This is a genomic window from Halovivax sp. (assembly GCA_007119345.1).
In the GTDB taxonomy this organism is placed as follows: Archaea; Halobacteriota; Halobacteria; order Halobacteriales; family Natrialbaceae; genus Halovivax.
The window spans coordinates 19856-30837 of the sequence record SKPV01000021.1; the positions used below are offsets into that span (position 1 = coordinate 19856).

Sequence of the window (10982 nt, forward strand, 5' to 3'; positions counted from 1 at the left end):
AATCGCCGCCGGGAACGGCCTACCCGGGAGTCGCCACTGCCGTGAGCCCGCCGACCGATTCCCTCCCTGTCGGCCGATTTCCGACGAATAAAAACGGTAAATCCTGGGTGAATTCTCGCACGACGTGAGGCGGTTCGGTCGCTCGGAGTGTGACAAGAGTTAAGGTGGTTCTACTCGCGTACGTACGCATGCAAACTCCGTTGGAGGCGAGCGAGGCGACCAGGGAGACGTACTGGGGGATCACCTCCACCGAGTACGCCATCTTCTACCTCCTCACCACCATCACGCTGCTCGTCCTCGCGTTCGGGATCTACCGGCGGTTCGCCCGCTACGCCCGGGGTGACGACGAGGATTTCCCCCGGCTGAACGAGCTCGGGGGCCGGATCGTGGCGGCGACGAAGATCGTCTTCTCGAACGAGAAGCAGTTCAACCGGGACCTCTACGGCGGGTTGATGCACGCGTTCATCATGTGGGGCTTCCTGACGCTGCTCATCGCGACGACGATCCTCTTCGTCGACGGCTACTTCTGGGAACTCGTCACCGGCGACTCCTTCTGGGTCGGCGACTTCTACCTCTCCTACCAGTTCATCGTCGACGCGATGGGGCTGCTGTTCGTCGTCGGCATCGGGATGGCGCTCTACCGGCGCTACTGGGTCGGCAACCGCCGGCTGTTCAGTCGCCACTCCTCGCTCGAGGACGACCTCTTCATCTGGACGCTCTTTTTCCTCGGCGTCGGCGGCTTCCTGCTCGAGGGGCTGCGGATCTACTCGATGGGGATCCCCGAGTTCGAGCGGGTGAGCTTCGTCGGCTACGCCATCGCGCTGGTGCTCGACGCGATGGCGCTGCCCGTCCTCGGTCCCGAGGAGGCGGGCCTGAACGGCGGCGGGCTGAACGCCGAGAACCTCCACTGGCTGGCCTGGTGGTCTCACTCCCTGCTCGCGTTCTTCTTCATCGCGTGGCTGCCCTACGCCAAGCCGTTCCACATGCTCTCCTCGTTCGCGAACGTGGTCACTCGCGACGAGAAGGCGGGTCGGCGTCTGCCCGGGGTCCCCGCGGACCTCGACGCGACCAACGCAGAGTCCATCGACGACTTCACCTGGAAGGAGATCCTCGACCAGGACGCCTGTACCAAGTGCGGGCGCTGTTCGGCGGTCTGCCCCGCGAAGGCGTCCGACCGTCCGCTCGACCCGCGGAACGTCATCTTGGACCTCAAGCAGTATCGCGAGGAGCTCGACGCCGGCGGCGAGGAGCGTCCGATCGTCGCCGACGGCGGCACCTCGGTCATCGACACCGAGACGATGGAGTCCTGCATGGCCTGCATGGCCTGCATGGACGCCTGCCCCGTCGAGATCGAGCACCTGAAGAGCTTCACGCGGCTCAACCGGCAGATGACCGACCAGGGCGACGTCCGCTCGAGCATGCAGGACGTCTTCCAGAACGTCATGCAGAACGGCAACACGTTCGGCGACTCGCCGCGCAACCGCGCCGGCTGGGCCGACGAGCTCGAGTTCGAGCTCGACGACGCCCGGGAGGAGGAAGTCGACTACCTGTGGTACGTCGGCGATTACCCGAGCTACGACGAGCGCAACAAGCAGGTCGCCCGCTCGCTGGCGACCATCCTGCAGGCGGCCGACGTCAGCTTCGGGATCCTCTTCGAGGACGAGAAGTACGACGGCAACGACATCCGGCGCGTGGGTGAAGAGTTCCTCTACATCGAGCTCGCCGGCCACCACGTCGAGACCTGGGAGGACTGCGAGTTCGAGAAGATCGTCTGTACGGACCCGCACTCGTACAACACCTTCCTGAACGAGTACCCCGAGGTCGACTTCGAAGAGTTCGCCGACGACCCGATGATGCCGTTCGAGTACGAGGACGCCTGGAATTCGGACGGGGAGATCGAGGTCCTCCACTGGACGCAGGCGATCGAAGCGCTCGTCACGGAGGGCAAACTCGACCTCCGCGGCGACGAGCTCGACTACACGGTCACCTACCACGACCCCTGCCACCTGGGCCGGTACAACGACGTGTACGAGGCGCCCCGGGAACTCGTCCGGGCGACCGGCGCCGACCTCCACGAGATGCCGCGCAACCGCGCCGACTCGTTCTGCTGTGGGGGCGGTGGCGGCGGCCTCTGGATGGACTTCGAGGAAGAGCCCAAACCGAGCGAGGAGCGCCTGCGCGAGGCCCTGGAGGACACCGACGCGGGCGCCGCGGTCGAGAAGTTCGTCGTCGCCTGTCCGATGTGCATGACGATGTACGAGGACGGCCGCAAGACCGGCGGCTTCGAGGACGACATCGAGATCGTCGACGTCGCCGAGCTGCTGATCGAGGCGATCGGGAAGGCCGACGAGGCGGGCGTCGAGCTCGCGGCGGACTGATCAGACGGACGCGGGATCGACTCGTTCGACGATCCCGTCGAAGCCGTCGTCGAAGCTAAGGACCGCGTCGACGTCAGAGCGCTCGATGAGCGCGATCGTGCTCGCATCGGTGAAACTCAAGGACTGGTCGTCGTACCTCTCGAAAATCTCCTGCGTCTCTTCGAACACGGATTCCGTCACGAACAGCATCTCGAATGCGGACGGAAACGGGTCGATGCCGCGAATTCGATCGCCCGTTCGCTTCGCGTCGTTGAACCGGCCCCTTCGCTGCCTGACGAGCGTCACGGCTTCGTCGTAAACGTACTCGCTGGTGAAGAGTCGCCCGTCCGACCCGGCACTCGCGGTCGCGAGCGCCTCGAGTGCGACCTCGTGACGTGGTGCGCTCTCGTCCTGATGAGCGTAAAAAACCCCGTGTCGATGAACAAGCTCATTCGAGTTCGGAACCGTAGAGCGCCTCGTCGATTTCGTCTTCAGCCACCGGGTCGCCCGACGGGGCCGTACCGGAGACGAGTCGATCGACCTCCTCCTCGGCCAACCCGCTCCACTCGTCACGGAACGAATCGATGAAATCGGCTTTCGAGTCGTACACGGTATCGACTGATCGATCCAGTAACTCCTATTGGGAAACTTTTGTCCCGGTCTGGAGCTTGATTTCGGCTTGGAGTCGCTTGAGACGATCTTTCGTCCCTTCGTTCATCTTCACCGAAGTGGGCATATCTACTAACAAACTGGGTGGCGTGGAAATCGTTTCTACCGGGTGGCTTTCGGCCTCGTCTTCGGCCGCGACGATTCGTTCTAACGGCAGTGAGGCCGTCACGACTCACTCCGTCAGCCCGTACCCGCGTTCGAACAGGTAGACGTCGAACGCGAGGACCGCGACGGTGAGCCCCATCAGCGCGGCCAGCGCGGCCACCGGGATCACGTCGGCGTACACCTCCGGACCGATCGCGGCGAGGTCGGAGTAGCCGAGCATCCCGTAGCGGACGCCGTCGACCATCACGACCATCGGGTTCAGCAGGGAGGCGACTTGCGCGTAGGTGCCCAGCATCTCCAGCGAGTAAAAGACCGCGCCGAAGAACACCAACGGGCGCAGGATGAACTGGTTCATCACCGTGAGGTCGTCGAAGTCCCGCGCCGCGAGGCCGCCGATGATCCCGAGCGCGGCGAACAGCGCCGAGATGGTGACCATGACGGCCACGAGGTAGGCGGCGTGCTCGACGGCGATCCCCCCGCTCTCGACCGTGAACGGGACGAACAGGAAGCCGACGGCGGCGATGATGACGCCGACGACGAGCCCGCGGACGGCCGCCGCCCCGACGTAGGCCAGCACCATCTCGGCGTAGGACAGCGGCGAAGTGACGGTCTCGTGGATGTACTCGTTCCACCGGCCGTGGAAGATCGAGAACGAGGCGTTCTCGAAGGCGTTCGAGATGGTGCCGAGGACGATCAGCCCGGGCAGGATGAAGAGGATGTAGTCGAAGCCCGCGATCTGATCGATCCGTCCGCCCAGAATGACGCCGAAGACGGCGAAGTAGAGCACGTTCGTGATCGCCGGCGGCATGAAGGTGTTCTTGGGGCGGCGGACGAACCGCAGCACCTCCCGGCGAAAGAGCGTCCGGGCGCCGACGGTCCACATCAGCGACTCCCCTCCGCGCGTTCGGCGTCCACGCTATCACGATCGGCCGCGCCGCCGTCCGCGCCATCGCGTTCGGCCGCGCCGCCGTCCGTCCTCGCCTCCTCCGCTCGCGGTTCGTCGTCGCCGCTGACCTCGTCGGCGCCGTCCGCGGCATCGCTCGCCGCCGACCGGGTCACCGTGCGGTCCTCGCTCCGGGTGAGGTCGACGAAGATCTCCTCCAGCGAGGCTCTCGAAATCTCGAGGTCGCGCACTTCGTGGCCCGTCGACCGAAGCTCGGCGAGCAGCTCCGGCGCGACCGCGCCGCCGTCGTCGACGCGGACCCGGAGCCGGTCGTCCTCGAGCTCCGATTCGAGGGCGTACTCGCCCAGCGTCAGCGCGGTCGCCGGCGCGGAATCGAGTCGAACGTCGATCGTGTCGGTCCCGCGGGCTTTGAGCTCGTCCGGCGTGGCGACCGTCACCGTCCGCCCCTCGTTCAAGATTGCGACCCGGTCACAGAGGCGCTCGGCCTCCTCGATGTAGTGAGTCGTCAGCAGCACCGTCGTCCCCTCCTCGTTCAGTTCGGTGACGAGCTCCCAGAGGTCCCGGCGGAGCTGGACGTCGACGCCCGCCGTGGGCTCGTCGAGGATCAGCAGATCCGGATCCGTGACCAGGGCGCGAGCGAGCAGCAGCCGGCGCTTCATTCCGCCCGAGAGCCAGTCGAATCGCTCGTCGCGCTTGTCGTAGATGCCCACCCGCTTGAGCACCTCGTCCGCGCGCTCGGCGGCCTCGGCCTTCGGAATCCCGTGGTAGCCCGCTTTGTGCATCAAGACTTCCCGGATGGGGAAGAAGCGGTCCACGTTGAACTCCTGGGGCGCCAGCCCGATCGCGTCCCGCACCTCCCGATAGTCGTCCTCGACGTCGTACCCGAAGACGCGGGCCTCGCCGCCGGTCTTGCGCACGAGCCCGACCAGCGTCTCGATGAACGTCGTCTTCCCCGCCCCGTTCGGGCCGAGCAGTCCGAAGAACTCGCCCTCCTCGACGGTCAGCGACAGTCCCTGCAGCGCGCGCAACTCGCCGTACTCCTTGACGAGATCGCACGTCTCGATCGCCGGTGGCATGTCGCTCGCTCGGTGGTGACGGCGGTTAAGGGTGTTGTGGTTCGATCGTCGGGGGACCCGTCAGCCGCGTGGATTGCCGCCAGAAAGCGGCCAGCTCCGAGAACCGTACCGTCACGCCCCGATAAGTACCCGAACGCCGTCGTCATCACGCTTATCCGGTCGGAGGGGATGGATGTGGTATGGAACCGTCCTACACCCCGACAGCCGTGATGGATCGGGACTCGCGGTCGAATCGCTACTACCGGAACGCGGTCGAACGCCACTGGGATCCGGGCGAGATCGACCTGGGCCGGGATCTGGAGAACCTTCGCGCCTACGCCGAGGCGGCCGACTCGTTCGAGCGGGTGAACCTCGACGGAATCGTCAACGGGATCGCCAAGTTCGGCGCCGGCGAGGACGCGGTCACGGAGGACCTGGCTCCGCTGGCGGTCGTCCTCGACGACATCGACGACCAGCTGTTCCTGACGACGCAGCTCTACGAGGAGGCCAAGCACGCCGACTTCTTCGATCGCTACTGGCGGGAGGTCGTCTGGGGGCTCGAAGACCACCTCGGCTGGGAGCGATCCAGCCCGCGCGACGAGAAGTGGTTCAACGAGCCCTACGTCGAGCTGTTCGATCGCAACCGGCGGGCCCAGTACCGGCTCCTCGCCGACGACACGCCGGAAAATCTCGCGATCGCCTACTGCCACTACCACCTGACGGTCGAGGGGATCCTCGCCCAGACGGGCTACTTCGGCATGCAGCGCTCGTTCGGCGGCGACGCGTTCGAGGAGTTGCCCCACCTCCCGGGGCTCGTCGAGGGGTTCACGAAGATCCGCAGCGACGAGGGCCGCCACGTCGGCTTCGGGATGAACCAGCTGAAGACGCTGGTCCAGGAGGAGGGCGTCGACTCGCGGCTCGTCGAGACCACCGTCGCCGACCTCCTGCCGCTCGTCCAGGGGATCACCGAGGACGACCGGTTCCAGCCCGAGGGCGACCCCGTCGGCATGGAGGAAGGCGAGCTCGCGGCGTACGCGATGGAAAAGCACGCCCAGCGCCTCGAACAGATCGCCGACGCCTCGGCGGAGATTCCGGACGTCGACGAGCTCGTCTCCCTCGAGAGCGACGACTGAGCCGGGCGGGTCGGACGCGTCGGCTCACCGCGGATCGCCCGCTCACCGCGGCGCGGGGTCCCGAACGCGCTGCGGTCCCGAACGCGGCAGGCGATCGTCACCGGTGCCGGCAGTCCCGGCGCGTGTCAGTAGAATTTTTACCTTGAGCGCAAAGGTTATCCCATGGTATTCGACGCGCTCGACGACGGGGGGCACGAACAGGTATCGTACTTTTCGGACCCCGAGACGGGCCTGCAGAGCATCGTCGCCATCCACGACACGACGCTCGGGCCGGGGCTCGGGGGGACGCGCATCCTCGACTACGAGTCCGAGGACGCGGCCCTCGAGGACGTGCTGCGGCTCTCCGGCGCGATGACGTTGAAAGCGGCCGCGGCCGACCTCGACCTCGGCGGCGCGAAAGCGGTGATCCTCGGCGACCCGGCGGAGATCAAGACCGAGGCGCTTCTCGAAGCGTACGGCCGCGCCGTCGAGTGCCTGGGCGGTCGGTACATCACCTCCGTCGACGTCAACTCGGGGGTCGACGACATGGAGATCGTCCGACGGACGACCGATCACGTGGTCGGCCTCCGCGACGGCCTCGGCGACCCGTCGCCGATCACCGCGACGGGCGTTCTGGCGGGAATCCGCGCCTGCGTCGAACACGAGTACGGGGCCGACTCGCTCGACGACGTCGAAGTGGTCGTCCAGGGACTCGGGAAGGTCGGCTCGGCGCTCGCGTCCGACCTCATCGCGCGCGGGGCCGCCGTGACGATCTCCGACGTGAGCGAGGACAACGTCGAGCGATTCCTCGCCGAGCACGACGCCGACGTCGTCGCGCCGGACGCCGTCTACGACGAACCTTGCGACGTCTTCGCCCCCTGTGCCATCGGCGGCGTCGTCAACGACGAGACGGTCTCCCGATTCGACTGCGACGTCGTCGCCGGCGCCGCGAACAACGTCCTGGCGGAGCGCCGTCACGCCGGCGCCCTCGCCGACCGCGGAATCCTGTACGCCCCGGACTACGTGATCAACGCCGGCGGGCTCATCACCGTCGCCGAGGAACACCGCGGCGGGAACCGGGAGACCGCGTTCGAGCGCGCGAAGGCCATCCAGGATCGGCTGCTCTCGATGATCGAGCGCGCAGAGGACGCGGGGACGACGGTCCTCCAGGCTGCCGACGACTACGCGAACGAGCGAATCGAGCGCGGCGAGAGAACGACGCCGGCCGTCGCGGGCGACTGATTCGCGCCCGCCCCCCGGTGTGACGGTTACAGGTGCGAGCGGTCGTAGGACTCCTTCGATCGCTCCGCGTGGGAGTTGGCGCAGTTCGAGCACTCGAGGCGTTCCATCTCGTCCATCTCGACGTCGAGGGACCCGCAGTTGCTGCAGTAGTACCCGAACTGGTCCGCGCGCCCTTCGTCCGCGTAGGCGGCGTAGAACGGCGCTGCCGTCCCGGATTCCTCCTCGTCTCTCTCCACGAACGCCTCGTCGCCGTCGTCCGTGGTCACGACGGGCGTGCCGTCCTCGAGCGCCGCCTCGGGGAAGTCGACGTCCTCGTCGGTGGACGGCTCCTCGATCGCCACTTCTTCGAGGTCGCCGTCCGCGTCGGGGTCCGCGTAGACGGCGGACACGACCGACTCGTCGGCGAGTTCGATCGATCGCTCGCCCTCGCGGACGAGATCGAATCGCTCGACCCACTGGTGGCCTTCCGTGTTCGCTTCGAGGACGGTCGCCCTGATCCGCTCGGCGCCACCGTCTCGAAGCGCCTCGGTCGCGGCCTCGAAAAGCGACGTGCCGAGTCCCCGGCCGCGGTGCTCGGGATCGACGAGCAGCCAGCTCACCTCGCCCCACTCGCCGTCCACCGATCCGCTGACGACGCCCGCGATCGTCGACTCGCCGCCGTCGACGTCCGCTTCGCCGACGAGGAGGACGGACGACTGGTCGTCGAGGCGACCTTCGAGCGTGTCGTCGGCGAACTGCTCGTCCGCGATCGCGTCGATCCGGGCCGGGCTGAGGCCGTAGGAGGTCGTCATGGCGCTGTCGGCGACCTCGCGAATCCGGCCCGTCTCGTCGGGCTCGGGTTCTCGAATCTCCATGCACGCGTCTCGCCCGGACGAGGGAAAAGCTGGCTGCCGGCAGACTCGTGCGCGGGATCGCCGCCGCGAGGCTGGTGGGAGGTGCCGCCGGGAGTGTGGTGCGCGGGAGCGCCGCCGGCTGCCGGGAGCCTGGAGCGAGGCGGTAACCGGCTGCCGGTCCCGGCGGATCCGGGCTAGGCCCCCGGATCGAACTCGCGGGCGACCTCACCGCACGTGGCGAACGTCACGTCGTCCATCTCGAGGACGTCGGCGAGGAACGCCTCGAACTCGGCGACGAACGGCGCCCGGCCGGCACACTGCGGGTGCAAGAGCAGCGTGAAGACGCCCTCATCGACGCGTTCGCGCATCCAGTCGAGATCGGTTCGCCACCGTTCGAAGACCGCCGGCTCCTCGCCGTAGGCGACCCACTCCGGCCCGGAGACGACCGGGAACAGCTGCATCCAGTCGTCGCGGTGCCAGACGAGTGGCACCTCCACGATCCCGGTCTCTCGACCCGGCTCGTACGGCGCGTCGAGGTCGAGGGTCGCACCCGTTCGCAGGCGGTACGGCCGGAAGTCGCGGACGCCCTCGCTCGAGTCCCACCCGAAGCCGAACTCCTCGAGGAGTTCGACCGTCCGCGGGGAGAAGCCGCCGTCGGGCGCGCGGAAGCCGTCCGGCTTCTCGCCGGTCAGGTCGTAGAGGGCGTCGATTCCTCGCACGAAATCCGCGCGCTCCTCGGCCGGCGAGAGCGTCGGCAGCGCCTCGTGGCTCCAGCCGTGGTGGGCGATCTCGTGGCCGTCGTCGTGGACGCGCCCCGCGACCTCGGGGAAGCTCTCGGCCGTGTGGCCCGGGACGAACCAGGTCGACGGAACCTCGTACCGGTCGTGGAGGTCGAGCAACCGCGGCGCGGCCGTCTCGGCGCCGTAGACGCCCCACGAGGCGAAACCCGGCCGTCCCTGGGCGAGCCACGCCGCCACCGCGTCGAAGTCGTAGGTGAGACAGACCCTGTGCACGCCGGGCTCAACGGGGGCTCGCGGGTAAGGCTTTCCGCCCGGGGGTGGACGACGCGGCGCCGACGCGCAGCCGTGACGTTTACCGTCGTCGCCTCGTTGGCCGAGTCATGTCCGAATTTTGCGCGTTCGTTTCCGCGGACGTCGAAGGCGTGAGCGGCTACGGCGGTGAAGACGACGACGAACCCGAAGCCGGGCGGGCGATGGTCGCCGACGTGAACGCGGCCGTCGAGGGCCTCCTCGCGGCAGAGCCCGACGCGACCGTCACCGTGGCCGACGCCCACGGGTCGAAGCTGACCGTCGACCCCGCCGCCTTGCACGACCGGGCCTCGCTCGTCCGCGGCGGCCCGCGCCCGAACGGCATGGTCGACGGCGTTCCGGACGACGCGGACCTCGCCGTCCTCGTCGGCTTTCACGACCGACCCGGAACCGGCGGCTTCCTCGAGCACACGTTCTCGGGATCGCTCGCCGACGTCCGACTCGACGGCCGCTCCGTCGGCGAAGTGGAACTCGACGCGGCGCTGCTCGGCGATCTGGGAGTCCCCGTCGCGCTGGTGACCGGCGACGACGTCCTCGGCGAGACGGTCGCGGCGCGGCTCCCGGCCGCCCGGTACGTCGCGACGAAGTCCGCGCGCGGATTCGCCGCGGCGCGGTGTCGGCCCCCGGCCGAGGCGCGCGAGGAGATCCGCGAGGCCGCGAGGGACGCGGCGGCCGACCCGCCGAAGGCGGTCGAGCGGCCCGTTCCGATCGATCCGCCGCTCCGCGTCGCCGTCGACTTCGTGCGGGCCGAGTACGCGGACGTCGCGACGCTCTGGCCCGGCGTCGAACGAGGCGCCGATAGCCGGACCGCGGTTCGCGAGGCGATCGACGTCACGGAAGCCTATCGCTTCGTCCGCGGCGCGAGCAAGCTCTCCGTTTGAGTTCGGGACTACGCCGGCTCCTCGTCGGTCCAGTAGTCGACGCCGTCCGCGAGCCGGTAGTAGCCGTGGACGTCCCGCTCGCCGTCGCCGCCGGGCGGCGAGCCGGCGAAGACGCCGACCTTCTCCGAGTCGGGGTAGACCGTCACGTCCGGCTCGTTCATCGTCGAGAGCAGCAGGTATCGAAGCGCTCCGGGCGAATCGTTGACGACCCGGTGGGCGCCGCGCTCCCCCGCCGGCAGGGCGACGTAGTCGCCCGATTCGAGCGCTAATTCGTCACCGTCGAGTCGGAGCGTGCCGGCTCCCTCGAGGACGAACAGCGCCTCCTCGTTGCCCGCGTGGTAGTGGTACGGCCAGGATCGCTTCTCCGCCGGGAGCTCGTAGAGGCTACAGCCGATCTCGTCGCCGCCCGCGGCCGCGCCGAGCCGTTTGCGCTTCCACTCGCTCCCGCCGCGTTCGAGCGTCTCCCACTCGAGCTCCGCCGCGTTCGTCTTGGCCATACGTACCGATCTCGAGCCAGCGAAAAATGCCTTCCGTGGGCGGTGCCTTCCGTGGATGGTGAACGGGCCGCCTCACGCAACCGCGGCGGGCACCGGGAGACGGCGGCCCAGGACTTAACGATCGCCCACGCTCCGACCCTCGCCGTCGACCGACTCCGTACGCCGAGCCATCTCGACGATCGTTCGCTCCTCGGACTCGTCGTAGGACGCCCCCAGCGCGATGAGGAAGCCGACCATCGCGGTCACGAGCGCGATGGCGCCGACGGCGACGATGCCGA

Annotated in this window: 11 protein-coding genes; 4 read left to right on the forward strand and 7 right to left on the reverse strand. The window is 68.1% G+C overall.

The window, feature by feature from the left end; genetic code table 11:
- Nucleotides 1-188: 188 nt before the first annotated feature.
- Nucleotides 189-2378 (forward strand): (Fe-S)-binding protein, encoded by a 2190-nt coding sequence (locus QZT59_RS01985; RefSeq protein ID WP_290810597.1) that lies wholly within the window; start codon nt 189-191, stop codon nt 2376-2378.
- Here the strand turns inward: QZT59_RS01985 and QZT59_RS01990 are convergent, their stop codons facing one another.
- The 4 genes from QZT59_RS01990 to QZT59_RS02005 form a co-directional block, all read right to left on the reverse strand.
- On the reverse strand, nt 2379-2852 hold the full coding sequence (locus QZT59_RS01990; RefSeq protein WP_290810627.1) for a type II toxin-antitoxin system VapC family toxin: 474 nt from the start codon (nt 2850-2852) through the stop codon (nt 2379-2381).
- Nucleotides 2806-2967 carry a hypothetical protein gene (locus tag QZT59_RS01995; protein WP_290810630.1) on the reverse strand — a complete coding sequence of 54 codons (162 nt, stop codon included), beginning with the start codon at nt 2965-2967 and terminating at the stop codon, nt 2806-2808. Before QZT59_RS01995 ends, QZT59_RS01990 begins: the two co-directional genes overlap by 47 nt.
- Nucleotides 2968-3198: 231 nt before the next feature.
- The gene (locus QZT59_RS02000; protein WP_290810600.1) at nt 3199-4014 is read right to left on the reverse strand and encodes an ABC transporter permease; all 816 of its coding nucleotides are present in this window, start codon (nt 4012-4014) and stop codon (nt 3199-3201) included.
- Complete coding sequence (locus QZT59_RS02005; protein ID WP_290810603.1) at nt 4014-5111, reverse strand: ATP-binding cassette domain-containing protein; 1098 nt, start codon at nt 5109-5111, stop codon at nt 4014-4016. The genes QZT59_RS02000 and QZT59_RS02005 overlap by 1 nt, the downstream gene beginning before the upstream one ends.
- A gap of 179 nt (nt 5112-5290) precedes the next feature.
- On the opposite strand from QZT59_RS02005, the gene QZT59_RS02010 reads away from it, so the two are divergent.
- Together QZT59_RS02010 and QZT59_RS02015 are read left to right on the forward strand one after the other, a co-directional pair.
- On the forward strand, nt 5291-6223 hold the full coding sequence (locus QZT59_RS02010) for a ribonucleoside-diphosphate reductase (protein WP_290810606.1): 933 nt from the start codon (nt 5291-5293) through the stop codon (nt 6221-6223).
- A 162-nt stretch (nt 6224-6385) separates the two neighbouring features.
- The gene (locus QZT59_RS02015) at nt 6386-7444 is read left to right on the forward strand and encodes a Glu/Leu/Phe/Val dehydrogenase dimerization domain-containing protein (RefSeq protein ID WP_290810609.1); all 1059 of its coding nucleotides are present in this window, start codon (nt 6386-6388) and stop codon (nt 7442-7444) included.
- A 26-nt stretch (nt 7445-7470) separates the two neighbouring features.
- On the opposite strand, the gene QZT59_RS02020 is transcribed toward QZT59_RS02015, so the two are convergent.
- The gene (locus tag QZT59_RS02020; RefSeq protein ID WP_290810612.1) at nt 7471-8298 is read right to left on the reverse strand and encodes a GNAT family N-acetyltransferase; all 828 of its coding nucleotides are present in this window, start codon (nt 8296-8298) and stop codon (nt 7471-7473) included.
- 173 nt (nt 8299-8471) lie between these two features.
- Nucleotides 8472-9290, reverse strand: a complete 819-nt coding sequence (locus tag QZT59_RS02025) for a polysaccharide deacetylase (RefSeq protein WP_290810615.1) — start codon at nt 9288-9290, stop codon at nt 8472-8474.
- Nucleotides 9291-9397: 107 nt separating this feature from the next.
- On the opposite strand from QZT59_RS02025, the gene QZT59_RS02030 reads away from it, so the two are divergent.
- The gene (locus QZT59_RS02030) at nt 9398-10207 is read left to right on the forward strand and encodes a M55 family metallopeptidase (RefSeq protein WP_290810618.1); all 810 of its coding nucleotides are present in this window, start codon (nt 9398-9400) and stop codon (nt 10205-10207) included.
- Nucleotides 10208-10215: 8 nt separating this feature from the next.
- Here the strand turns inward: QZT59_RS02030 and QZT59_RS02035 are convergent, their stop codons facing one another.
- Nucleotides 10216-10704 carry a cupin domain-containing protein gene (locus QZT59_RS02035; protein WP_290810621.1) on the reverse strand — a complete coding sequence of 163 codons (489 nt, stop codon included), beginning with the start codon at nt 10702-10704 and terminating at the stop codon, nt 10216-10218.
- Nucleotides 10705-10982: the final 278 nt, after the last annotated feature.